Below are 24,095 nucleotides of genomic sequence, written 5' to 3' on the forward strand. Positions count from 1 at the left end.
GCCTTTTTCCCTGTGTAGGAGGTTCCGTGCGTCGTTCACAACGAGCAACCGTCGCCGTCGCCGCCGCCGGTGCGCTCGCCCTGACCGGGCTGATCGCGCCAGCGGCGTTCGCTGCAGAAGCCCCGACCGAGCTGTTCTTCAGCGAGGTCGTCGAGGGCACGAGCAACAGCAAGGCGGTGGAGATCTACAACCCGACGGGCGCCTCCGTCACGCTCGAGGGCTACAGCCTCCGGTACTTCTTCAACGGCTCACCCAGCGCCGGGCTGACCATCCCCCTCGCGGGATCCGTGGCGGCCGGTGACGTCCACGTCGTCGCGCAGGCGACGGCGGACCCGGCCATCCTCGCGGTCGCCGATCAGACCAACGGCTCCGGCTGGTTCAACGGCGACGACGCCGTCGCGCTCGTCAAGGGCGACACCACCGTGGACGTCTTCGGGCAGATCGGCTTCGACCCGGGCACGGAGTGGGGCACCGGACTCGCCTCGACGGTCGACAACACCCTGCGCCGCAAGGCCGACCTCTGCGTCGGCGACCTGAACGGCGGCGACGCGTTCGATCCCGCCGTCCAGTGGGACGGCTATGCCACCAACACGTTCGATGGGCTCGGTGCGCACACCGCGAACTGCGGCGACGTCGAGCCGCCCGTCACCAAGGTCGTCATCAACGAGTTCTCGGCGAGCACGGCCGAGGATGACGTCGAGTACGTCGAGCTGCTGTCCACCCCCACGAGCGACCTCTCCGCCTACCGCGTGCTCGAGATCGAGGGCGACGCCCCGAGCTCCGGTGTCGCGCCCTTCGGGTTGGTCGACGAGGTCATCTCGTTCCCCGCGCCCGGTGCCACCGGTCGTTCGCTCGCCTCGCTCGCGAACGGCGCCCTCGAGAACGGCACGATGACGCTGCTCCTGGTCAGCGGCACGATCCCCGCCGCGGGCAGCGACATCGACGCGAACGACGACGGCGTCATCGATGACGGCCTCGGCTTCACCGTGGTCGACGCGGTCGCCGTCTCGGACGGCAACGCCGCCGACCGCACCTACAGCTCGGTGGTGCTCAGCCCCGGCTTCGGCGGGCAGACGTTCTCGGTCGGCGGAGCCTCTCGCATCCCCGACGGCACGGACACCGACACCGCCGCCGACTGGGTGCGCAACGACTACGACCGCGCAGGCATCCCCGGGTTCCCCGGCACGCTGGCGGCGGGCGAGGCCGTGAACACGCCCGGTGCCGCGAACTCGGTCACCCCCGCCGGGCCCCCGCCCGCCGAGGCCGGGTGCGACCTGCCCGTCGTCACCATCGGCTCGGTGCAGGGCTCAGGCACCGCGACACCCGTCTCCGGGTCGACCGTGCGCATCGAGGGAACGGTCGTCGGCGACTTCCAGACCGGCGGCTTCCAGGGCTACTACGTCCAGGACGGCGGCGACGGCGATCTCGGCACATCCGACGCGATCTTCGTCTACGCCCCGGCCGGCGCTGCCGTCGCCTCGGGCGATGTGGTCAACGTCGCCGGCGTGGTGACCGAGGCCTTCGGGATGACCCAGCTCGCGGTGGGCGACATGAAGGTCTGCGCCACGGGCACCGCACTGCCCACCCCGGTCCCGCTGACCCTCCCCGTGAGCGCCACCCAGCGCGAGGCCGTCGAGGGCATGTATGTGACGCTCCCGCAGACGCTCGCGATCCTCGAGTACTTCGACTACGCGCGCTACGGAACCATCGACGTCGGTCTCGGCCGTCAGTCGACACCGACCGCGAGGTACCTGCCGACCGATCCCGCGGCGGCCGCGCTCGCCGCGGCGAACATGGCGGAGCGCATCACGATCGACGACGGGCGCAGCAGCCAGAACCCCGACCCGGCCCTGCACCCCAACGGCGAGGCGTTCACCCTCGAGAACACATTCCGCGGGGGCGACCTCGTCACGGACGTCACGGGCATCCTCGACTGGCGCTTCGACACCTGGGCGATCCAGCCCACGCAGGGTGCGGAGTTCCAGGTCGCGAACCCGCGCCCGGAGGTGCCCGAGGTCGGCGGCGACCTGCTGGTGTCGAGCTTCAACGTCCTGAACTACTTCACGACGCTGGACGACCCGAACACCGCTGCCGACGACGACATCGCGCGGGGCGCCAACACGGTGGCGGAGTTCGACCGGCAGGAGGCGAAGATCGTCGCCGCCCTGGCGGCGATCGACGCGGACGTCTTCGGGCTCATCGAGATCGAGAACAACACGGACTCGCAGGCGCTGGCGACCTTGACCGCGGCGCTCAACGAGCATCTCGGGGCTGATGTCTACGACTACGTCAAGACCGGCAAGATCGGCACCGACGTCATCACGACGGCGCTGATGTACAAGCCGTCGGCGGTGACACCGGTCGGCGACTTCGCACTGATGAACCAGGCGAAGGATCCCCGCTGGCTCGACACCCGCAACCGTCCGGGCCTCACCCAGACCTTCGAGGACGCCGACGGCGCCACCTTCACCGTGGTCGTCAACCACCTCAAGTCGAAGGGCTCGGCGTGCGCGGGCGAGCCGGCGCACCCGCTGCAGGGCGAGTGCAACACCGTCCGCACGAACGCCGCGAACGCGCTGGCCGACTGGCTCGCCACCGACCCGACGGGTCAGGGCACGCTCGGCCGTGAGCTGATCATCGGAGACCTCAACGCCTACGACAAGGAGGATCCGATCGTCGCCCTGAAGAACAAGGGCTACACCGACCTGATCCTCGAGTACCAGGGCGAGGATGCGTACAGCTACGTGTTCGACGGCCAGCAGGGCTACCTCGACCACGCCCTGGCCGGTCCCGGCCTGGTCGCCGACGTGCGCGGTGCCTCGCCGTGGAACATCAACGCCGACGAGCCGAGCCTGATCGACTACGACATGTCGTTCAAGCAGCCGGCGCAGGATGCGCTGTTCGCCCCCGACCCCTACCGGTCGAGCGACCACGATCCGGTGCTGGTCGGCCTCGACCTCACCCCGCCCGACACCACGCCGCCGACCATCGAGGCCGTCGCGATCCCGTCGTTCATCCTGGTGCCGAACAACAAGGCCCGCACGGTGCAGGTGCACGTCGAGGCCGAGGACGATCGCGGCGAGGTGACGGTCGAGCTGACCGACGTCACGACGAACGGCAAGCCCGGCGCGGCGTACACCGAGGTCGACGACCGCACGTTCAGCGTCAAGGCGGTGAACGGGGCGATCTACACCTTCACGTACACGGCGACGGATGCCGCGGGCAACACCGCGACCGACACGGCGACGGTGATCGTCGGGGTCAAGGGGCTGATCGAGTACCTCTGACCCGCGCCTGACAGAGACGCCGCCCCGAGTCCCGCGGGCGGCGTCTCTGCGTGCAGGCCCCGGAGGCGGGTCTCCTGCACAGGATGCCCCGCCACGAGGCCCTGCACAGGAGCGGGAGACGGACGCAACCCCCGCGCTCGGTGGGCGAGCATGGCCCGATGATGTACGACACCTCAGGCGCGACGGCGTCGCAGCTCGACATCGTGGCGCGCGAGCTCGCGGTGGTGAGCCGGCGGATCGGCGACGCCACCCAGCAGGCGCGTGGTCTCGCCGCCGCGACCGATTGGCAGGCGAAGGCCGCCCAGGCCTTCCATTCGCTGGCCGACGAATGGGCGCGCGAGATCTCGAGCCTGGGGTGTCTGGCCGAGACGGCGAGGGTGGCCGCCGCTCAGGCACGGGATGCCGCCTGGCGGCAGTTCGAGGCGGGCTGCTGATGGGCGGCGAGCTGGACGTGAGGGGCGGCGGCGCCGTGGCGGTCGACACCGAGACGCTGCGGATGACGGCGGCTCGCTTCCTCGAGGCCGGGGCGGAGCTCGAGGCGCTGTCGCGTCGGGTGGGATCCCTGCAGCTCATGCTGCTGGAGGAGCGCGCGCGGGCGTGGGACGCCGCGAGTGCGACGTCGGTCCTCGCCACCCGGCTCAACGGCGCGCTCGGCGGTGCGACCCGGATCGCGGATGCCCTCCGGGAGGCGGCGGTCGTCTACGAGCTCGTCGAGCTCAACGCCGAGCACCGGGCGGGGGTGCTGTCGGGCGACCGTGCGGTGGTCGCTCAGGTCGACCGGCGAAGGAACGAGCTCCTCGCCCTGCACCCAGAGGCGTTCGCATCGTCCATCGGGGCGGAGTTCGAGCGCACCGTGCTCTGGCCGGGCGATATCGTGCGTCAGGCCACCGAGCTCGGCTACGCGTTCGGCGAGCACGTCGGTCCCGAGGGTGCGGTGTACGGCGGCGCGGGCTTCGGCCTGCTCGCACTCGGTCTCGGTGTGGGCGCGGGCGTGACCGGCCAGGGCCGGATCGCCGCCGACGCCAGGCTCACGAACCGCGGTGCGCCGGTGGCCCTCACCTCGGTGCCGCCCGTGCGGACGCCCACGGCGGCGCCGACCTCCCTGGCCGCCGTCGCGTCACGGATGCCGGGCGCCGGCGACTCGCGCGTGCGGGTCGAGCGCTACACGATGCGCGACGGGTCGAGCCAGTACGCCGTCTACGTCGCGGGCATGCAGTCGATGGCGGTCGGCGGCGATGACCCCTGGGACAACCTCTCGAACGCGCAGCTCTACGCCGGATCGGCATCGGCATCGTACGAGGCGACCGAGTCGGCGCTCGCCGCGGCGGGGGCCCGGCCCGGCGACGTGGTCCACGCGTTCGGGCATTCGCAGGGTGCCATGATCACGGCCCACCTGGCGCTGGAAGGCGGCTACGACACGCGCACGCTGGTGACGTTCGGATCGCCGGTCGAGGCCGACGTCGGTGCCACGACCCTGAGCGTGGGGGTGCGGCACACGGACGACCCCGTGGCGGCGCTCGCGGGCGGAGGGCACATCGCACCCGTCGGCTCGGCGGGCAGCTTCGTGGTCGAGCGCGAGGCCGACCCGGCGGCCGGGCTCCACGACGCCCGTGTGCCGGGGCACCGGATGCAGGCGTACGCCGAGACGTCCGCCATGATCGACGCGTCGAGCGACCCGCGCATCGAGGCGGTGCGGTCGGTCTTCGAAGAACTCGGCCGCGCCGAGTCCGTCGAGGTGAGGGAGTTCGCCGCGACCCGTGGGCCGTGAGACCGGAGTCAGTCCTTGGCGCGAGGTCGAAGGATGATGCCGAACACCCAGTTGATGAGCGAGATGATGATCGCCGCGACGATGCCGAGCCAGAAGTCCTCGACCCGCAGTCCCCAGTCCCAGAAGCTCGTGATCCACGCGGTGAGCCACAGCAGGAAGGCGTTGATGAGCAGGCCGATGAGCCCGAGCGTCAGGATGTACAGCGGAAAGGCGAGCACCTTGATGACCGTGCCGATGAACGTGTTCACCAGGGCGAAGATCACCGCGACGGCCAGCAGCGTGAGCACGAGCTGGAGCGTCTCACCGGGCGGGAACGGGATGATCGTGACCTGGAGTGCCGTGATCAGGGTGACGACCCAGATGGCGAACGCGTTGATGACGACACGGATGACGAAGCGCATGATCGCCCAGTCTGGCATGAGGTTCGCAGCGTTGCGAGGACGCCTTGACATGTGTTCGGACGTCCTCTTATGCTCCCTGCGGCATCCGGTCCGCTCGTAGACTCGGCAGGGTGACCGACGCCTCCGACATCCCCATCCGCGTCCGCCCCGAGATCGCCGCGCTGCCGCCGTACAAGCAGGGTCGGCAGGCCGGCGCCGACGCGTTCAAGCTGTCGAGCAACGAGAACCCCTTCGATCCGCTGCCCGGTGTCGTCGAGGCTCTCCACGCCGCGACGGCGGTGAACCGGTATCCGGATGCCTCCGCCGCCCGGCTGCGCGAGCGCCTGGCCGCCCGGTTCGGCGTCGGCACCGACTCGATCCACGTCGGCGCGGGGAGCGTGTCGATTCTCGCCCAGCTCGTCCAGGCGACCGCGAGCCCGGGCGATGAGGTCATCTACGCGTGGCGCTCGTTCGAGGCCTACCCGTGGTTGGCCGTTGTCGCCGGCGCCACCGCCGTCCACGTCCCGCTCACCGAAGACGCCCGGCATGACCTGCCGGCGATGGCGGCGGCCATCACCGATCGCACCCGCGCGATCATCGTGTGCAGCCCGAACAATCCCACCGGGCCGATCGTCACTCAGGCCGAGTTCGACGCGTTCGTGGTGCAGGTCCCGTCCGACGTGCTCGTCGTGCTCGACGAGGCGTACGCCGAGTTCGTCACCGATCCCGCCGCCGTGGACGGCACGCGGGTGCTGGCGGCCGGCGCGCACCCCAACGTCGTCGTGCTCCGCACCTTCTCCAAGGCCTTCGGCCTGGCCGGGCTGCGTGTGGGCTACGCGATCGGGCACCCCCGCATCCTCGATGCGGCGCGGAGCACCAGCATCCCCCTCTCGGTGACCGCGCAGGCCGAGGTCGCGGCGCTCGCGAGCCTCGACGCCGAGGAAGACCTGCTCGCCCGGGTGCGCGAGATCGCCGAGCGGCGCGACCGGCTCGTGGCGGCCCTGCGCGAGACCGGCTGGCGCGTCCCGGCCGCCCAGGGCAACTTCGTCTGGCTCCCGGCCGGGGCCGAGACGCTCTCCGTCGCGCAGGCCTTCGACGACGCCGGCCTGATCGTGCGGCCGTTCGCCGGGGACGGCATCCGGATCTCCGTGGGTGAGGAAGCGGCGGTCGAGAAGGTCGTGCGGATCGCGGAGGCGGTGGTGAAGGACCTCCCCGAGGGCCACGCCGGCCTGCGAGTGAGCGTGGGATCATGACCGCCGCCATCGACCCGACGAACAGCGCCACGCTCCCCGACGACCCGGCGATCGTCCGGTTCCTCGCCGCCGACGGCTCGTTCGCGCCCTCGCCCGCTGCGGAGCCCTATCTCGACCTCGTCGCCGGACTCGCCGACGCGGATCTGGAGGGCTTCTATCGCGACATGGCGGTGATCCGCGCGTTCGACGTGCAGGCCACCAACCTGCAGCGGCAGGGACAGCTCGCGCTGTGGCCGCCGAGCTTCGGCCAGGAGGCCGCCCAGGTGGGATCCGCCCGGGCCGCACGGCCCCAGGACCATCTCTTCCCGTCCTACCGCGAGCACGTGGTGACGCGCATCCGGGGAGTGGATCCGCTCGACATCATCCGCCTCATGCGCGGCCTCACCCACGGCGGCTGGGATCCGACCGACCCGAAGAACGGCAACACGCACATCTACACCCTGGTGCTCGGCGCGCAGACGCTGCACGCGACCGGGTACGGCATGGGCATGGTGTTCGACGGGCGCTGCGGCACCGGCGACCCCGAGCGCGACGAGGCGGTCATCGTCTACTACGGCGACGGAGCATCGAGCCAGGGCGACGTGCACGAGGCCATGGTCTTCGCGGCGAGCTACCTCACCCCCGAGGTCTTCTTCCTTCAGAACAACCAGTGGGCCATCTCGGTCCCGGTCGCGACCCAGTCCCGCGCGCCGCTGTTCAAGCGCGGCGCGGGCTACGGAATGCCGAGCATCCCCGTCGACGGCAACGACGTCATCGCGAGCTGGGCCGTGAGCCGCGTCGCGCTCGACGAAGCCCGCTCGGGGCTCGGACCGCGCGCGATCGAGGCGATGACGTACCGCATGGGCGCCCACACCACGAGCGACGACCCCACGAAGTACCGCACCTCCGACGAGGAGGAGTCGTGGCGGCGCCGCGACCCCATCGCCCGCATGCGCAGCCACCTGGAGTCCCGCGGCGCCTCGCAGGCGTTCTTCGACGACGTCGAGGCCGAGTCCCGGGCGGTCGCCGACGACGTGCGCACCCGCACCAACGAGCTCGGCGGGATCGACCGCGAGCTCATGTTCGCGCACGCGTACTCCGAGCCCCATCCGCTCATCGACGAGCAGCGCCGGTGGCTCGCCGACTACGAGGCATCCTTCGAGGAAGGCGGCGCATGACCGCTTCGACGAGCTCGCTGACCGAGCCCACGGCGCCGGAGGCCGGCACCGTCACCACGATGCCGATCAGCCGTGCGCTGAACGCCGGCCTGCGCGCAGCGCTCGCGGGAAGCGACCGCGTGCTGCTGATGGGCGAGGACATCGGCAAGCTCGGCGGCGTGTTCCGCGTGACCGAGGGGCTGCAGGCCGAGTTCGGCGATCGCCGCGTGCTCGACACGCCGCTCGCCGAATCGGGGATCGTCGGCACCGCGATCGGCCTGGCCATGGCCGGATTCCTCCCGGTGTGCGAGATCCAGTTCGACGGGTTCGTCTTCCCGGCGTTCGACCAGATCACGTCGCAGCTCGCCAAGATCACGAACCGCCACGAGGGCGTCCTGCAGATGCCCGTTGTGATCCGCATCCCCTACGGCGGGCACATCGGCGCGGTCGAGCACCACCAGGAGAGCCCCGAGGCGTACTTCACGCATACGCCGGGCCTCCGCGTGGTGAGCCCGTCGACGCCGAACGACGCGTACTGGATGATCCAGGATGCGATCGCGTCGCCCGACCCGGTGATCTTCCTCGAGCCCAAGAGCAAGTACTGGCAGAAGGGCGAGGTCGACACGTCGGCGCGCGCCCTGCCCCTGCACGCGAGCCGCATCGTGCGCCGCGGCACCGACGTCACGCTCGTCGGCCACGGCGCCATGGTGACGACGCTGCTGCAGGCCGCCGCGCTGGCCGAGTCCGAGGGCACGAGCTGCGAGGTCATCGACGTCCGGTCCCTGTCGCCGATCGACTACGGCCCGATCCTCGACTCGGTGCGACGCACGGGGCGCATGGTCTACGCGCAGGAGGCGCCGGGCTTCACCAGCCTCGGCTCCGAGGTCGCGGCGACCGTGATGGAGAAGGCCTTCTACGCGCTCGAGGCCCCGGTGCTGCGCGTCTCGGGGTTCGACGCCCCGTTCCCGCCGGCCAAGCTCGAAGGCGCCTTCCTGCCCGACGCCGACCGCATCCTCGAGGCCGTCGACCGTGCCCTCGCGTACTGAGTCCCACCCCCAAGGAGTTCGGATGAGCACCCAGACCTTTGTCCTTCCCGATGTCGGCGAGGGTCTCACCGAGGCCGAGATCGTGTCGTGGCACGTCGCGCCCGGCGATGCCGTGGCGGTCAACGACGTGCTGGTCGAGATCGAGACCGCGAAGTCGCTGGTCGAGCTGCCGTCGCCCTTCGCGGGGACGGTCGGCGATCTGCTCGTGGCCGAGGGCGAGACCGTGAACGTCGGTGCCGCGATCATCACGATCGCCTCCGGAGCGGATGCCGCGGGCCCGGCCACCGTCGGTCAGACCGAGCACGGCGCGCCGGCCGAGCCTGCGGCGGCCGAGGGCGACGGTGCGGTGCTGGTGGGCTACGGCACCGGCGGTCCGGTGCAGTCGCGCCGCCGCAAGCCCGCCGCCACTGCTCAGGAGCGGGTCGAGGCATCCGTCGGCGTCATCGCCAAGCCCCCGATCCGCAAGCTCGCGCGCGACCTCGGCGTCGATCTCGCCGACATCGCGCCGAGCGGGCCCGCCGGAGAGGTCACCCGTGAGGACGTCGTGCGCCAGGCGTCGCAGGCCAGCGTGTTCCGCAACATCGAGACGCCCGACTGGGGCGATGTGCGCGAGGAGACGATCCCGGTCGCGGCGGTGGCCGTGGCATCCGTCCCCTCCCCTCGGCCCGTGCCCCCGGCAGACGAGGCCCGCGAGGAGACCATCGCGGTCAAGGGCGTGCGCAAGGCCGTCGCCAGCGGCATGGTGCAGTCCGCGTACACCGCGCCGCACGTGTCGGTGTGGACCGACGTCGATGCCACGCGGACGATGGAGCTCGTCAAGCGCCTGAAGGCGTCGCCGGACTTCGCCGACATCAAGGTCTCGCCGCTGCTGATCATGGCGCGCGCCGTGATCTGGGCCGTGCGACGCACGCCGATGGTCAATGCGGCGTGGGTCGAGGCCGAGGGCGGAGCCGAGATCCGCGTGCGCCGCTACGTCAACCTCGGCATCGCCGCGGCGACGCCCCGCGGTCTGCTCGTGCCCAACATCAAGGACGCGCAGGACCTGTCGCTGCGCGACCTCGCGCGATCGCTCGAGAAGCTCACGCTGACGGCCCGCGAAGGCAAGTCGACGCCCGCCGACCAGCACGGCGGCACGATCACCATCACCAACATCGGCGTGTTCGGGATGGATGCCGGCACCCCGATCATCAACCCCGGCGAGTCCGGCATCGTCGCGCTCGGCACCATCCGCCAGAAGCCGTGGGTCGTCGACGGCGAGGTGCGCCCCCGCTGGGTCACGACCGTCGCCGGCTCGTTCGATCACCGCGTGATCGACGGCGACGGGATGTCGCGCTTCATCGCGGACGTCGCCTCGATCCTCGAGGAGCCCGCCCTGCTGCTCGACTGACACGGTCGACGCCGCGCGACCGCCGGTTTGAGAACGATTATCAATAGCGTTAGGGTGGAGGCATGACCTCCGCACGACGCACCTCGACCCTGCTCGGCCTGGCCGCGGCATCCGCTCTCGCACTGGCAGGCTGTGCGGGAACGCCGGCGGCCGGCGAGGACGACAGCCGGATCAGCGTCGTCGCGTCGACCAACGTCTACGGTCAGATCGTCGAGGAGATCGGCGGAGACCTCGTCGACGTCACGGCGATCATCACCAACGACACCCAGGATCCGCACTCGTTCGAGGCGAGCGCGCGCGACCAGCTCACCGTCGCCGAGGCCGACCTCATCGTCGAGAACGGCGGAGGCTACGACGGGTTCGTCGACGCCCTCATCGAGGCGAACGGCAGCGAGGCGCCTGTGGTGACGGCGGTCGAGTTCTCGCACGAGTGGCCCGAGAACGCGGGCCACGACGCCGAGGCCGAGGGCGAAGCTGACGCCGAGCACGACGAGCACGGCGACCACGGGCACGTCGAGGGCTTCAACGAGCACGTCTGGTACGACCCGCACACCGTCGTCCACGTCGCCGAGGCCGTCGCCGCCGAGCTCGGCGAACTGAGCCCCGACGACGCCGCCGCCTTCACGGCCAACGCCGAGGCGTTCGCGGCCGAGATCGAGGGCCTTGAGGGATCGCTCGCCGACATCGCGGCGGCGCACGCCGGGGCGCAGGTCTTCCTGACCGAGCCGGTGCCGTTCTACCTGATCGCCGCAGCGGAGCTCGAGAACGTGACGCCGGATGCCTTCAGCGAAGCCGTCGAGGAGGGCCAGGACGTCCCGCCCGCGACCCTGCTGGAGTCGCTCGCGCTGCTCGAGGACGGCGACGTGCGCGTCGTGATCACCAACACCCAGACGGCCGGCGTCGAGACCGCGCAGATCGTCGGCGAGGCCGATGGTCGCGGCATCCCGAGCATCGCGTTTTCAGAAACGCTCCCCGAGGGCCAGACTTACATCTCGTGGATGCAGGCGAACATCGAGGCGCTGAGCGGCGCGCTCAGCGCGTGAGCGCCGCTCCCCCCGCGCTGCAGATCCGGGATGCCTCGCTCCGGCGCGGCGATCGGGAACTGTGGAGCGGGCTCGACCTCACCGTCGAGCCGGGCGAGCTCATCGCCGTCCTCGGGCCGAGCGGCTCCGGCAAGACGACGCTGCTGCGGGCGATCCTCGGTCTGGAGTCGCTGAGCGGCGGCACCATCAGCGTGCTGGGCGAGCCCGTGCGCGGTCGCGGCAACCGCCGCATCGGCTATCTCCCGCAATCGCGGCCGCTGCCCCCGGACACGGCGCTGCGGGGGCGCGACCTCGTGACCCTCGGCGTCTCGGGCCACCGCTTCGGCCTGCCGATCCCTCGACGGGGAGACGCCCAGCGGGTCGACGCGCTCATCGCAGCGGTCGGCGCCGAGGACTTCGCCGACCGGCCCGTCGGCCAGCTGTCGGGCGGTGAGCAGCAGCGGCTCCGCGCGGGCCAGGCGCTCGCCGACGATCCCGGGCTGCTCCTGTGCGACGAGCCGCTGACCAGCCTCGACCTCGCCAATCAGCAGGCCGTCATCGGACTGATCGACCGTCATCGCCGCGACAACGACGCCGCCGTGCTGCTCGTCACCCACGACATCAACCCGGTCCTCAGCAAGGTCGACCGCATCCTCTACCTCGCGAACGGCCGGTTCACGCTCGGCACGCCCGACGAGGTGCTCAACTCGCGCGTGCTCAGCGACCTCTACGGCGCACCGGTGTTCGTGCTCCGCGCCGGGGATCGGCTGGTCGTGGTCGGGGCGCCCGATGCCGAGGAATCCCACCATCATCACCACGACGAGGTGCACGGATGAACTGGGACGACGTGCAGGACGCCATGTTCGGCGGCCTCCCGGTGTACGGCGACATCCTGGCGCTCGTCTCCAACTCGGTCTGGGCGGGCGCGGTGCTCGGGCTCGTCGGCGGCCTGATCGGCGTGCTCGTGATGCAGCGAGACATGGCCTTCGCGGTGCACGGGATCAGCGAGCTCTCGTTCGCCGGTGCCGCCGCCGCGCTGCTGATCGGGGTCGACGTCGTCACGGGCTCCATCGTGGGGTCGCTCATCGCGGCCGCGCTCATCGGCTGGCTCGGCGCCCGCGCGCGCGACCGCAACTCGATCATCGGCGTGCTGATGCCGTTCGGGCTGGGCCTCGGCATCCTGTTCCTGTCGCTCTACGACGGCCGCAGCGCCAACCGGTTCAGCCTGCTCACCGGGCAGATCGTCTCGGTGCAGACGGGGCAGCTCGGATGGCTCGCCGTGATCAGCGCGATCGTGCTGCTCGGACTCCTCGCGATCTGGCGCCCGCTGCGCTTCGACTCGCTCGACCCGCAGTCCGCGGCCGCTCGCGGGGTGCCCACCACCGCGGTGTCGCTCGGGTTCATGCTGCTGCTCGGGCTCATCGTGGCCGTGGCGGTGCACATCATCGGCGCGCTCCTGGTGATGGCACTGCTGGTGACGCCGGCCGCCGCGGCGATGCGCATCGCCACCGGACCTCTGGCCGTGCCGGTGCTCTCCGCGATCTTCGGGTTCGTCTCGGCCGTGGGCGGCATCCTGCTCGCGATCATGGGCACACTGCCGGTGAGCCCGTACATCACGACGATCTCGTTCGTCATCTACCTCGTGTGCCGCGTCGTCGGCTCGCGCCGGGGTCTGGTGACGCGCGCGCCGGTGCACGCATGACGCCGGCGCCCGGCCGACGCACAGACCCCGCCGGTAGACTCCCGGGCATGGTCCAGCGCAACACGTGGCAGCGCGAGCGCGTGCGCGAGGCGCTCGTCGACGCCCGGGGCTTCGTGAGCGCACAGTCGCTGCACGCCACCCTGCGCGACGAGAACACCGGCATCGGGCTGGCCACCGTATACCGCACGCTCGCCGGACTGTCGGCGCAGGGCGACGCCGATTCGCTGCAGAGCCCCGACGGCGAAGCGCTCTATCGGGCCTGCACGAGCACCGGCCACCACCACCATCTGATCTGCCGCTCCTGCGGACTGACCGTCGAGATCGAGGCGACGGACGTCGAGCAGTGGGCGAAGCGCACGGCCGAGAGCCACGGCTTCCGCGAGGCCGAGCACATCGTCGACATCTTCGGGCTCTGCGCCTCCTGCGCGAAGGCCCGGGACGAGCGTGACGCGGACTGATCTCCGCCCCGCCGCGGCGCCGACGCGTCCGGCCCGGACCCTCGTCGCACTCTCGATCGGTGCGGCGGTCGTCCTGGCGCTGTTCATCGTCGATGCGGTCGCCCCGACGCTGTTCCCGGCATCCCTCCCCACCCGCGCCCAGGACGGCCTGACGCTCGCGATCAGCGTGCTCATCGAGTCGCTGCCGTTCGTCGCGCTCGGCGTGGTCCTCTCGATCGTCGTGCAGGTGTGGGTGCCCCCCGGTGTGATCGAGCGATGGATGCCGCGCCGCGCCTGGGCCCGGCGCGCCGTGCTCTCCCTGCTCGGCATGGTCGTGCCCGTGTGCGAGTGCGGCAACGTGCCGTTCGCGCGCGGCCTGCTGATGCGCGGCTTCAGCGTGCCCGAGACGATGACGTTCCTCATCGCGGCGCCGATCGTGAACCCGATCGTGATCATCACGACGCACCAGGCGTTCGGCTTCAGCGACGGCATCCTCATCGCGCGCCTCGTGGGCGGCTACCTCATCGCGAACCTCATCGGCTGGCTGTACAGCCGCCACCCGTCGCCGGATGCGCTCCTCACCGACCGCTTCCGCGACACGTGCGAGCTCGTCGTGCACGAGCCGGGCGGCCGCGGCCGTCGCACGCTGGCCCAGTTCGTGATCGAGCTGCGCGCCGTCATGCCCGCGCTCGTGATCGGCTCGGCGCTCGCCGGAGCCGTGCAGGTGCTCATCCCCCGCGAGGCGCTCGTCGCGATCGGCTCGAACCCTGCCCTGTCGATCGTGGCGATGATGGCGCTCGCGATGATCGTGGCGATCTGCTCGAACGTCGACTCCTTCTTCGCGCTGTCGTTCGCCTCGACCTTCACCCCGGGCGCGATCGTGGCGTTCCTGCTCGTCGGACCCCTCGTCGACGTCAAGATGATCGCGCTCATGCGCACGACCTTCACGACCCGCACGATCGCCGGGATCGTGGTGGTGGTACTGCTGTCAGCCTTCGCGATCGGCACGGTGGTGAATCTCCTTGCGTAGGGCGGAGTGGATCGGCACGCGGTGGCTCGGCGTCGGGCTCGCCGCGATCCTCGCCGTCGTCACCCTCGGCCTCGCCGCCACCGGCCGTCTCGGCCTGTACATCAACCCCGACTCGACCTGGTTCGCCGTGTCGATGGCCGTCGTGGTGCTCGTCGGCGCGGTGGCGACGTTCGCCCTCCCGCTCGGGGCGGAGTCCGACCACGGACACGACCACGGCGACGAGGACCATCACCACGACCACCCGGCGGCGATCGCGGGAACCGTCGTCGGCGGGGTCGCGGCATCCGGTGTCGTCGTCCTCACCCTCGTGCTGCCGCCCGCCTCGCTGTCGGCCGAATTGGCCATGTCGCGCGACGTCGGCGCGACGCCGCTGTTCGCGGGAGCGGATGCCGTCACCCTCGCCGCGACGGGCGACACGTCATCGTTCGGCGTGGGCGAATGGGCCACGGTGTTCGCGACGGCCACCAACCCCGATGCCTTCGACGGCGACCCGATCGAGCTGACCGGGTTCGTCACGCCCGGCGACGGCGGCGACTTCGACCTCACGCGGCTCGTGGTGACGCACTGCGTGATCGACGCGCAGCCCGCGAGTGTGCCGGTCGTCGGAGAGCCGATCCCCGCCACGGGGCAGTGGGTCACCGTGACCGGCACGGTGCGGGCGACCTCCGACGGGCAGTTCGAGATCGATGCGGCCACGGTCGAGGAGATCCCCGAGCCTGCGGACCCGTATGAGTTCTGAGCCGGCCACGCGCAGCGCCCACGGCCGACGGCGCCGCGGGCGTGCCTTCGCCTCGGCGTTCGCCATCGTCGTCGGGGTCCTCCTCGTCGTGGGGCTCGCCGGCGCCGCGGCGACCGTCGCCCAGGGACCACGGGTGACCGATGTGCAGGTCGATCCGGCGGCCACGGTCGCGGGATCCGGATCCCGTCTCATCATCACCACGACCCAGTCGCTCGCCGAGATCGATCCGTCGCAGGTCACCGTCACGCCCGCGACGCCCTTCGCCGTCGACACGTCGGGACGCAGCATCGGGGTGCGCTTCGCACTGCCGCTCTGGGACGACACCGAGTACACCGTCGAAGTCGCCGGGGTCGAGTCGCTCGGCGGCGGCCCGACCGCGACGCTGAGCGAGTCGTTCCGCACCCCGGCGGCGCAGGTCGAGCTCCTCCAGCGCGGAATCGACGGGGACACCATCTACCGCACCGGACTGTCGGGCGAGGACGCCGTTGCGGTGTTCACGCACCCGCACATCGAGGACTTCCGTGCGACGGCCACCCACCTCGTGGTGTCGGTGCGCACGGAGGACGACGAGGCGGGTCTCATCGTCACCGACCTCGACGGACAGAACCTCCGGGAGCTGCCCCTCCCCGGGGACGGCTTCGTGTCGAACCTGCAGAGCGCCGACCGCGGAGACGTGGTGGGGTACACCTTCTCCGACGCCGACCTCTCCGCCGACAGCGGGCGCGAGAGCATGCTCTTCACGGTGTCGCTGCGCGGTGCCGACGACGAGTCCACGGCGATCACGCTGGAGGGCGCCGATCCTCGTGTGGCCGGCTGGCGGTTCGTGCCCGACACCGACAGCATCCTGCTGCTGTCGTTCGACGGCTCGCTGCTGCTCACCGGATCCGACGGCGCCGGCGCGACGGCGCTCGGCACCGCGATGGCGATCGAGGGCATCGCCCGCGGCTCCTCGGAGGCCGTCGTCGAGCGCGTCGAGGAGATGACGACGATCGACCTGACGAACGCGGCGGAAGAGCCGCTCGTCGCGGCCGACGAGGATCTCGGCGGCGTGAGCACCGTGACACCGCTGCCCGACGGCTCGACGATCCGCACGGCCGCCGTGCTCGACGGCGACGGGGTTCCGACCGGGGAGACCTCCATCTCGATCGTCGCGGACGACGGCGCGACGCGGCTGCTCACCGAGGTGCCGGCGACGGATGCGGTGCTCCAGGTGTGCGTGTCGCCGAGTGCCCGGTATGCCGCCGTGCTGGTCGCCCCCGATGCGGTGGACAACGCCTACGACACCTATCAGCTGCCGCTCCCCGAGCGCACCGAGACCCGCGCGCTCGAGCTGGCGGACGGCGCCGACGTCGTCGCGCTCGCCGGCTCGTCCATCTCGTGGTGTCAGGTGCCGGCGACCTGATCCGGGTCGTCCTCGTCCGCGTCGGGGTCGTCGCCGGAGCCCGCTGCCGCGGGCACGGGGATCGTCGCGGGAAGACCGCGCGCGAGCACGATCGCGACGACCGTGATCGCGAACACCACGAACAGCGCCTGGCGGAGCGACTCGAGCTGGACGTCGGCGTAGCGCTGGGCGATCTCGGAAGCCTCGTCGGCGGTCGCCCCGGAATCCAGGAGCGCCTGCTCCGCCTGCTGCTCGGAGATGATCGGAGCGCCGCTCGCGGTCGCCTCGGCGACCTGCTGCTTCACGTCGTCGGGGATCGTCTGACTGGACTGCACCGTCGCGCTGAACCCTGAAGTCAGGAGCAGGATGAAGACCGAGCCCACGATCGCCGTGCCGAACGACGACCCGAGGTTCTGGAACGTGCCCTGGAGGCCGCCCACCTCGGAGGTGTCGTCCTTCGACACCGCCGTCATGTTGACGTTGCCGAGCTGCGAGGCAAGCAGACCGAAGCCGGCCCCGACCACGAACATGCCCGTGGCGAAGAGCCAGTCGGCGAGGTCGGGCTGGACGGCCGCGAAGACCAGGAACAGCCCGACCCCGAGGGTGAACTGACCGATGCGTGCGATGTTCCGCGCTGAGCGCACGGTCGACAGGCGCGAGCCGATGATCGAGAAGACGATGAGGCCCAGTGACAGCGGCAGGATCTTCAGGCCGGTCTCGAGCGCGTTGTAGCCGAGGATCGTCTGGAGATACACCGGGACGACGAAGAAGAGCGCCGCGATCGCGAAGTACTGCGCGAGGAACATCGTGAGGCCGCTGCGGAGTGCCGGGATGCGAAGGAGGCTCACCTTGAGGAGCGGCACGCGGCCCACGGCCTCGAGGCGACGCTGACGCCCCAGGAACCACGACAGCACCAGGATGGCGATCAGGATCAGGTACGCCACCGGCGAGATGCCGAACGGTGCCACCGTCACGCCGCCGACCTCGGGCGGGTTGAGCGGAATCAGCCACCCCCACGTCTTGCTCTGCAGCATCGCGAACACGAGGATCGCGAGTCCTGCCGCCGAGAGGATGACGCTCAGCAGGTCGATGCGAAGCTTCTTGTCGCCCGGAATGTCCTTGATGCGCCCGGAGAAGACGAGCACGAGGGCCATCACGATCGCCTCGCCGACGAAGACGAACCGCCATGACGAGTAGGTCGTCATGATGCCGCCGATGAGGGGTCCTGCTGCCGCGGCGAAGCCGGTGATCGCTCCGAGCGCCGAGAACGCGATGACGCGGTCACGGCCGGAGTAATTGATCGCGGCCAGTGCCGCGATGGCGGGGATCACGAGCACCGCACCGAGTCCCTCGACGAGCGACCATCCGAACAGCAGGACGGTGAGGTCGGGCGCGAGGGCGGTCGTCAGCGACCCGAGGCCGTAGATCACCGAGCCGATGCGGAACGCACGGCTGCGGCCCCATTTGTCGCCGAGCTTGCCTCCGGTCAGCATGAACGCGGCCATGGTGAGCGCGTAGAGCGTGATCGCGGCCTGCATCCCTCCGATGTCGGTGCCGAGGTCGGCGGCCACCGTGGTGATCGACACGTTCATGACGGTGCTGTCGAGCACCATGACGAACTGCGAGACCCCGAGGATGATCAGGACGAACCAGCGCTTCATCCCCGAAGGCTAGCGTCGCCGCCTGGCGCCGGGGATCGCCCTGCGGGGGTGAATCAGCGGTGCGTAGACTCCCGGCATGCCTGATCCCGACCTGCGTCCCGCTCGCCGCGAGGACCTGCTCGGACTTCCCTCCGAGGTCGCGCCGCGGCTGCTCGGCGGACACCTGACCACGGTCGTCGGAGGCGAGACGGTGACGGTGCGCCTCACCGAGGTCGAGGCGTACCACGGCCAGGGAACCGGACCGGTCGGCGACCCGGGCTCGCACGCCCGTATGGGCAAGACGGCGCGCAACGCCACGATGTGGGGCGAGCCCGGCCATCTCTACGTGTACCTGAGCCACGGCATCCACTCGTGTGTGAACGTCGTGTGCGGCCCGGCCGGCGTCGCGGGCGGGATCCTGCTGCGCGGGGGCGAGGTGCGGGAGGGGACGGATGCCGCGGCCCGTCGCCGGCCGGCCGCGCGGAGTTCCCGCGACCTCGCGCGCGGCCCGGGTCGCCTGGGTGACGCGGTGGGGCTGCGGCATCCGGTGCATGACGGCATCGACGCGATCACCGGCGCGGAGTGGCACGGTGCGGTCGCGCGGCTCGCGCTGCCCGTGACTCCCCTCCCGGACGTGGCGACCGGCCCCCGGGTCGGCGTGGCCGGACCTGCAGGCACGGCCGCGTTCCCGTGGCGGTTCTGGGTGCCGGGCGACCCGACCGTGTCGGCGTTCCGGTGGGGCCGCGGCGCCGGTCCGCTGAACTGAGCCCGCCGCTCAGCGCAGGGACGACACCGCCGTGAACGCCGCGCGCAGCGCCCGCATCCGCTTCTCGTACCGGGCGGCGATGAAGATGAGCAGTGCGCCGCCGATGCCCAGCCACAGCCACCACGGAACCGCGACGTAGGCGGCCGAGATCCAGGGCCAGAGTTGCGCGGCCGCGTGGACGAGCAGCACAGCCGACCCGAGAAGCAGGGGCGCCTGGAGTCGCCAGACCGCTCCGATCACCACGAGGGCGATCGCGACGACGCCGAGGCCGACGACCCGCCACAGTTCGCTCGGGCCGAGGTCGTAGAGCAGCGAGGGCAGTGTCAGCAGCAGGAGCCCTGGACCGACCGTGGGCCACGTGCGAGAGGACGGCGTGGCGCGCAGCCGCTCGACCCCGATCCAGAGCAGGCCGAGCGCGGCGGGAACGGTGACGAGCTCGACCGGACGCACGCCGAACGGGATCAGGGCGATGGCGCCGAAGATCGCGACGAGCGCCGCGGCGGTGACAGCGAGCGAGAGCCCGAGCCGTGCACGCCATCGATGGCCGACGAGTGCGACCACCGTGAGGGCCGTGGTGGTCAGGACCGTGCGCAGGGCGTCCGCGTCGGCGTCGGCGTCGCCAAGGAGCGCCAGCTCCGCCACCGTGAACAGGATGATCCCGAGCGAGAAGACGACGCCGACCGCGCGCGCGACGAGAGACGACGTGGTGGAGCGCAGCGCCATGACGCCGATGGCGGTCATGATGCCGAGTCCGACGAGCGCCCACAGGTCGGCCTCGATCCCGTTGTCGGGACCGGCGACCACGAGCGCGAACCGGTCGGCCACGGCGAGCACCGCGGCGACGAGAGCACCGAGGGCGAGGACCGCGCCGATGCCCGCCCACCGGGGCAGACGGAGCAGCGCCGCGCCGCCGACACCGACGACCCCGGCACCGATCGCGGTCAGGGCGGTGCGCGCCAGCTCGCCGTCGGCGCTGAGCCAGACCGTGAGCACCACGAGCGCGGCACCCGCCGCACCCAGCCAGGTCGGGATCGGCGGCGCGGACTCCGTCTCACTCACCCAGATCAGCGCCGCCGCGATGAGCAGTGCGCCCGCGCCGGCGACGAGGGCCGCGGACTCACTCGAGACGACCGAAGGGTGCAGGAGCGCCCTGACCCCCATCGCCAGGGCGCCCGCGGTCAGCACCAGCGCGGACGGCGTCCGCAGCCGTTCGGCGCCGGCGATCGGGGCGACGACACAGCCGAGCGCGGCGAGGAGCGCCGCCGCGATCACGAGCCACGTGCGCGCGTCGCTCGGCTCAGCGGCGACGCTCGGGGCCACCACCAGCACCAGGCCGGCGAGCCAGGGGATCCGCTCGCTTCCCGGCCACTCCCGCCCGGCCCGCGCCCGGTGCCACATCGCCAGCGCCGCGCCGCCGAGGAGCACCGCGGCGAGGGGAAGGCTGACCGCCTCGACGGCCCGGACCCCGCCCCAGGCGAGGGCGCCCGACGCCGCGACGACGGCGCCGGCGAACGCCGTCCAGCGGGTGGCCGCGCCCAGAGGGAGCCGGTCCAGCGCCGCCGATGCGAGGTGGAGTCCGCCGAGGACGCCGAGGGCCACCGTGAGAACGAGGGGATCGTCCACCCACGCCAGCGCCGCCGCGACGGCCACGGCGAGGGCGAGCGGCGGGACGACCACCGCGAACATCGCTGCCGCGCGGAACGACGGAAGGGCCGTGGTGGTCACCGCCCGGGAAGCGAGCACGAACCCGGTCGCGCCGGCGAACGCTGTGGCCACCAGGAGCAGCAGCCACGCAAGTTCGACGGGCGGCAGAGACGCCCGCGACGCCGCGACGATCCCCAGCGCGACGAGCGCCGTGGCGGCGCCCACCACCGCGGGCCCACGGGAGCGACGGAGCGGGCTCCATGCCAGGACGATCGTGAGGGCGGCCGCTGCCAGGGCCGCCGCCGTGCCGCGCACGGCCGAGCCGAGGACCGCGTCGAGGGCGGGGGCCACGAGCCCGAGCGCGAACGACAGGCCGATGGCGACGGATGCCTCCGGTCGCCGTCGCAGCCACACCAGCACGGCGGCGAACAGGAGCAGCCCCACCGCGGGTGGGAGGACGAACGCCTCGAGCTCGTACCCGTCCGCGTTGATGAGTCCCACCCACAGTGCGGCCGTTGCGGCGGCGAAGGCCGGCCATGCGAGCAGACGGCGGGGGGCCGCGCGGAGCGGGACTCCGGCGAAGCGCGCCTCGGGCAGTCCGGTCCCGCCGGCGGAGAGCGGGCCCGCCCAGCTGCGACCGACGGATGCCCCGGCCAGCGCCACGGAGATCACGGCGACCAGCGCCCAGGCCAGGGTCGACGGCACGGGGAGGTTGACCGCGGCGACGGCGGTGGCGAGGGCGCCGATGTCGAGTGCGCGGCGGGCGAGGACGGGGTACGGCGTGGGGCGTGCGGCGATGCGCTCGACCGTCTGCGTGGTCTCCTCAAGGGCGGGGGCGGGGTGAGGGTCTCCGGCCGTCGCGGGCAAGAGGCCGGACGGCGCATCGCCGGTGCCGAATGCCCGAGCGGGGAGGAGGGCGCCCGCCCAGACGACGAGGGCAGCGGTGCCGGCGATCACGAGCGACGTCACGTCGTCCACGACATCGAAGGCGTCGAGAACAGCCGCCGCGGCCGAGCCGAGAAATGGCGCAACCAGCGCGGCTGCCACCACGGCGGGCTGGGGAGCGATCCGAGTGCGTCGCAGCGCGATGACGACGAGCAGCACGACCAGGGCTGCGCAGCGGACGATCGCGAGAAGCGGCTCGCCGAGCACCTCCGAGACGGTGACGCCGGCGACGGACCCGAACGGGCCGAGCACGAAGCCGAGGAAGGACGACAGCAGCAGCACCAACGAGGAGAGGGCGACGGCGGTGCGACTGGGCGCGTCCAGCCGCAGAGCGACCGCACAGGCGAGGGCGACGAGGGCGACCCACTGGAGGAGCACGGGCGCAGCGCCGGCATCGGCGGAGGCTGCCGTCACCGCGGCGATGGCGGCCGGAGCAATCACCGCGGCCGCCGCGGCGATCGCGACAGGGGCCACGGCGAGCACGATCGCGCCGGCCTCGGCCGGACGCACGACGAGCCGGGCTGCGATCGGGACGGCGATCGCGATGAGCACGCCGACCGTCCACAGCCACGGCGAGGCGACGCCCGCGACGAACGCGGTCGATGCGGCGAGGCCCGCGGCCACGCCCCAGCCGATGCGGCTGCCCCCGCGGGCGAGGGCGACGACGGCGCCGATGGCGACGGCGATGGCGGCGCAGACGATGAGGAGCGGGATGCCGGTGCCCAGCGCCCCGGCGATCACGAGCACCGTGGCGACGAGGGGACGCGCGTCGCGGAGGCCCGGACGGCGGAGCGTCGGAGCCAGGAACACGAGCACCGCCACGATGACCGCCGCGATCGCCGAGAGAGCGCTGCCGCTCTCGATGCCGGTCGTCGGGAGGACGTCGGTGCGCCAGATCGTCCACGACTCGCCGATCCGCTCGACGCCGTTGCGCAGGCACGCGAACACAAGCGCGAGGACGCTCACGCCGGCGACGGCGGCCGAGGCGATGCGCGCGGGGAGGAGGGCGCGTCCCGGACGCGACCACCGGTCGAGTCCCACCGCCACCGCGGCGGCGACGACCGGCCACGCGAGCGCGGAGTACACCGGCAGATCGCTGAGGCGGGAGAGCTGCCACCCCAGCGAGGTGGCGACGACGGCAGCGGTGGCCGAGGCCACGCCGGAGAGCACCGGGGCGGCGGGCAGGGGCTCCACGCCGTCGCGCGGTCGCAGCAGCACCGCGTGGGCGACGCCGACCGCGATCACGGCCAGAGCCGCGACGAGCTGACCCGGGATCGTGTCGAGGCCGATCGCCAGCGCCACGGCCGCTCCCACCACGGTCGCCGCGACCCCGATGACCGCCAGCGTCATGCGCTCCGGCAGCGACTCCTGCCGGGAGCGGGCAGCCGACCAGGGTGCGGGCAGTGCATGAAGGAGCCCGCCCAGCGCCGCACCGACGAGTCCGCCGACGACTGCGGCGGCGATGTCGAACGGAAGGAGCCCGGCCACGAGCAGGCCGAGCCCGGTGGGCAGGGCGAGCGTCGCGGCGAGGTCGGGACCCCTCAGGTGGGACACCAGGGACCACAGGCGGCAGATCACGCCGACCACCAGCGCGGAGACGCCGGCGTACAGAGCGACGTCCACGTCGGCCGTGCCGAAGAAGTCGTTGGCGCGCACGGCATACGCGTCGAGCGCCAGCAGGATCACCCCGAGCACGGCGATCGCCTCGGCCGTCGCCGTCAGCGAGCGGCGCCGCAGCAGCGAGGCGCCGACCATCGCGGCAGCCGTGATGCCGCCGATGATGAGGGCACGCACCTGGATGCCGGCCACGAACCAGGCCAGGCCGAGGAAGAAGACGGCGGCCACTCCGACGAGCGAGACGCCGACGATGAGCAGCAGGACCGGGACCGTGAGCCTGCGGTCCGAGGCAGCGGGCAGGACGGATGCCCCGGTCGGCGCCGTCGAGGGGGGAGCCGGGTCTGCAGGTGCGGGCATCACGGGAGCCGCCTCGACCGGCGGCATCGGAATCGGTGGCACGGGGGCCGGTGGCACGGAGACGGGCGCGGCGATCGGCGTGGGTGCGGACACGGGCGCTTCGGCGGCGTGGAGCGGTGCCGGCTCCGCGAGAACCGCCTCTTGCAGGTCTTCAGCGGGCTGTTCGGGGGTGCGCTCGAGCTCGACCGGGCCCGCAATCGCCGCGTGCGCGGCGGCGGAGGGCTGCATCCACGACGCCGTCTCGGGGGTCGCGACCGGAAGCGGCGGCGCCGCGACGTGGGCCAGCCGGATCTGGTCGATGACCTGCTGGCGCTCGCTCTCGAGCCCGAGCATCGTGCGACCGAGTTCGAGCAGTCGCAGTGCGCGGGGATCGGTCAGCACGAGGCCGCAGTGACCGCATGTCGTGCTGGTGAGCGTCGAGAAGCAGGCGGGGCAGAGATGCGTGTCGGCTAGATCGTAGGGAGATCCCGGCCACATCGCCGATTCGTCTGGGTTTGCCATGGCACACTCCCCTGAAGGTCGCGGTGTCTCATGGTGGCACTCGCTGGATGCCCGCTG

18 protein-coding genes are annotated in these 24,095 nt (G+C 71.9%); 15 read left to right on the top strand and 3 right to left on the bottom strand.

From position 1 onward, the window contains the following. The first annotated feature begins 26 nt into the window (after window positions 1–26). From SOM19_RS01505 to SOM19_RS01515, 3 genes are all read left to right on the top strand, one after another. A complete protein-coding gene (locus tag SOM19_RS01505; RefSeq protein ID WP_320484786.1) occupies window positions 27–3,287 on the top strand; it encodes an ExeM/NucH family extracellular endonuclease in 3,261 nt (1,086 codons plus the stop codon). A 158-nt stretch (window positions 3,288–3,445) separates the two neighbouring features. Next, window positions 3,446–3,721 (top strand): hypothetical protein, encoded by a 276-nt coding sequence (locus SOM19_RS01510; protein ID WP_320484787.1) that lies wholly within the window; start codon window positions 3,446–3,448, stop codon window positions 3,719–3,721. After that, window positions 3,721–5,055, top strand: a complete 1,335-nt coding sequence (locus tag SOM19_RS01515) for a hypothetical protein (RefSeq protein ID WP_320484788.1) — start codon at window positions 3,721–3,723, stop codon at window positions 5,053–5,055. The genes SOM19_RS01510 and SOM19_RS01515 overlap by 1 nt, the downstream gene beginning before the upstream one ends. 8 nt (window positions 5,056–5,063) lie before the next feature. Here SOM19_RS01515 and SOM19_RS01520 read toward each other — a convergent pair whose 3' ends face one another. After that, the gene (locus tag SOM19_RS01520; RefSeq protein ID WP_320486640.1) at window positions 5,064–5,456 is read right to left on the bottom strand and encodes a phage holin family protein; all 393 of its coding nucleotides are present in this window, start codon (window positions 5,454–5,456) and stop codon (window positions 5,064–5,066) included. A 110-nt stretch (window positions 5,457–5,566) separates the two neighbouring features. Here SOM19_RS01520 and hisC point away from each other — a divergent pair, with 110 nt between their 5' ends. The 11 genes from hisC (at window position 5,567) to SOM19_RS01575 (ending at window position 16,589) form a co-directional block, all read left to right on the top strand. Continuing rightward, window positions 5,567–6,688 carry a histidinol-phosphate transaminase gene (gene hisC / locus SOM19_RS01525; RefSeq protein WP_320484789.1) on the top strand — a complete coding sequence of 374 codons (1,122 nt, stop codon included), beginning with the start codon at window positions 5,567–5,569 and terminating at the stop codon, window positions 6,686–6,688. Further along, a complete protein-coding gene (locus tag SOM19_RS01530) occupies window positions 6,685–7,845 on the top strand; it encodes a thiamine pyrophosphate-dependent enzyme (RefSeq protein ID WP_320484790.1) in 1,161 nt (386 codons plus the stop codon). Before hisC ends, SOM19_RS01530 begins: the two co-directional genes overlap by 4 nt. A gap of 59 nt (window positions 7,846–7,904) precedes the next feature. Continuing rightward, entirely contained in the window at window positions 7,905–8,870 is a 966-nt protein-coding gene (locus SOM19_RS01535) for an alpha-ketoacid dehydrogenase subunit beta (RefSeq protein WP_320486641.1), read from the top strand. Between the two features lie 22 nt (window positions 8,871–8,892). Further along, entirely contained in the window at window positions 8,893–10,257 is a 1,365-nt protein-coding gene (locus SOM19_RS01540; protein WP_320484791.1) for a dihydrolipoamide acetyltransferase family protein, read from the top strand. A 62-nt stretch (window positions 10,258–10,319) separates the two neighbouring features. Then, window positions 10,320–11,300 (top strand): metal ABC transporter solute-binding protein, Zn/Mn family, encoded by a 981-nt coding sequence (locus tag SOM19_RS01545; protein ID WP_320484792.1) that lies wholly within the window; start codon window positions 10,320–10,322, stop codon window positions 11,298–11,300. Next, window positions 11,297–12,115, top strand: coding sequence for a metal ABC transporter ATP-binding protein (locus SOM19_RS01550; protein ID WP_320484793.1), 819 nt, complete (start codon window positions 11,297–11,299; stop codon window positions 12,113–12,115). Before SOM19_RS01545 ends, SOM19_RS01550 begins: the two co-directional genes overlap by 4 nt. Then, window positions 12,112–12,981, top strand: a complete 870-nt coding sequence (locus tag SOM19_RS01555) for a metal ABC transporter permease (protein WP_320484794.1) — start codon at window positions 12,112–12,114, stop codon at window positions 12,979–12,981. The genes SOM19_RS01550 and SOM19_RS01555 overlap by 4 nt, the downstream gene beginning before the upstream one ends. A gap of 47 nt (window positions 12,982–13,028) precedes the next feature. Next, the gene (locus SOM19_RS01560) at window positions 13,029–13,439 is read left to right on the top strand and encodes a Fur family transcriptional regulator (RefSeq protein ID WP_320484795.1); all 411 of its coding nucleotides are present in this window, start codon (window positions 13,029–13,031) and stop codon (window positions 13,437–13,439) included. Beyond that, the gene (locus SOM19_RS01565; protein WP_414683618.1) at window positions 13,426–14,448 is read left to right on the top strand and encodes a permease; all 1,023 of its coding nucleotides are present in this window, start codon (window positions 13,426–13,428) and stop codon (window positions 14,446–14,448) included. Before SOM19_RS01560 ends, SOM19_RS01565 begins: the two co-directional genes overlap by 14 nt. After that, entirely contained in the window at window positions 14,441–15,187 is a 747-nt protein-coding gene (locus SOM19_RS01570; RefSeq protein ID WP_320484796.1) for a TIGR03943 family putative permease subunit, read from the top strand. The genes SOM19_RS01565 and SOM19_RS01570 overlap by 8 nt, the downstream gene beginning before the upstream one ends. Next, window positions 15,177–16,589 carry a hypothetical protein gene (locus tag SOM19_RS01575; protein ID WP_320484797.1) on the top strand — a complete coding sequence of 471 codons (1,413 nt, stop codon included), beginning with the start codon at window positions 15,177–15,179 and terminating at the stop codon, window positions 16,587–16,589. The genes SOM19_RS01570 and SOM19_RS01575 overlap by 11 nt, the downstream gene beginning before the upstream one ends. On the opposite strand, the gene SOM19_RS01580 is transcribed toward SOM19_RS01575, so the two are convergent. Next, window positions 16,571–18,229, bottom strand: a complete 1,659-nt coding sequence (locus SOM19_RS01580) for an MFS transporter (protein WP_320484798.1) — start codon at window positions 18,227–18,229, stop codon at window positions 16,571–16,573. The genes SOM19_RS01575 and SOM19_RS01580 overlap by 19 nt on opposite strands. A 76-nt stretch (window positions 18,230–18,305) precedes the next feature. Between SOM19_RS01580 and SOM19_RS01585 the strand changes: the two genes are divergently transcribed. Next, window positions 18,306–18,974 (top strand): DNA-3-methyladenine glycosylase, encoded by a 669-nt coding sequence (locus SOM19_RS01585; protein ID WP_320484799.1) that lies wholly within the window; start codon window positions 18,306–18,308, stop codon window positions 18,972–18,974. A 9-nt stretch (window positions 18,975–18,983) separates the two neighbouring features. On the opposite strand, the gene SOM19_RS01590 is transcribed toward SOM19_RS01585, so the two are convergent. Continuing rightward, on the bottom strand, window positions 18,984–24,038 hold the full coding sequence (locus SOM19_RS01590; protein WP_320484800.1) for an SCO7613 C-terminal domain-containing membrane protein: 5,055 nt from the start codon (window positions 24,036–24,038) through the stop codon (window positions 18,984–18,986). Window positions 24,039–24,095: the final 57 nt, after the last annotated feature.

The sequence above is a fragment of the Microbacterium sp. CFBP9034 genome (genome assembly GCF_034045255.1).
GTDB lineage: Bacteria > Actinomycetota > Actinomycetes > Actinomycetales > Microbacteriaceae > Microbacterium.

Coding starts and splice junctions, on each gene's coding strand:
- SOM19_RS01510 (WP_320484787.1), top strand. CDS start 3,446: ATGATGTACGACACCTCAGGCGCGACGGCGTCGCAGCTCGACATCGTG.
- SOM19_RS01515 (WP_320484788.1), top strand. CDS start 3,721: ATGGGCGGCGAGCTGGACGTGAGGGGCGGCGGCGCCGTGGCGGTCGAC.
- SOM19_RS01520 (WP_320486640.1), bottom strand. CDS start 5,456: ATGCGCTTCGTCATCCGTGTCGTCATCAACGCGTTCGCCATCTGGGTC.
- SOM19_RS01530 (WP_320484790.1), top strand. CDS start 6,685: ATGACCGCCGCCATCGACCCGACGAACAGCGCCACGCTCCCCGACGAC.
- SOM19_RS01535 (WP_320486641.1), top strand. CDS start 7,905: ATGCCGATCAGCCGTGCGCTGAACGCCGGCCTGCGCGCAGCGCTCGCG.
- SOM19_RS01540 (WP_320484791.1), top strand. CDS start 8,893: ATGAGCACCCAGACCTTTGTCCTTCCCGATGTCGGCGAGGGTCTCACC.
- SOM19_RS01545 (WP_320484792.1), top strand. CDS start 10,320: ATGACCTCCGCACGACGCACCTCGACCCTGCTCGGCCTGGCCGCGGCA.
- SOM19_RS01555 (WP_320484794.1), top strand. CDS start 12,112: ATGAACTGGGACGACGTGCAGGACGCCATGTTCGGCGGCCTCCCGGTG.
- SOM19_RS01560 (WP_320484795.1), top strand. CDS start 13,029: ATGGTCCAGCGCAACACGTGGCAGCGCGAGCGCGTGCGCGAGGCGCTC.
- SOM19_RS01575 (WP_320484797.1), top strand. CDS start 15,177: ATGAGTTCTGAGCCGGCCACGCGCAGCGCCCACGGCCGACGGCGCCGC.
- SOM19_RS01580 (WP_320484798.1), bottom strand. CDS start 18,229: ATGAAGCGCTGGTTCGTCCTGATCATCCTCGGGGTCTCGCAGTTCGTC.
- SOM19_RS01585 (WP_320484799.1), top strand. CDS start 18,306: ATGCCTGATCCCGACCTGCGTCCCGCTCGCCGCGAGGACCTGCTCGGA.
- SOM19_RS01590 (WP_320484800.1), bottom strand. CDS start 24,038: ATGGCAAACCCAGACGAATCGGCGATGTGGCCGGGATCTCCCTACGAT.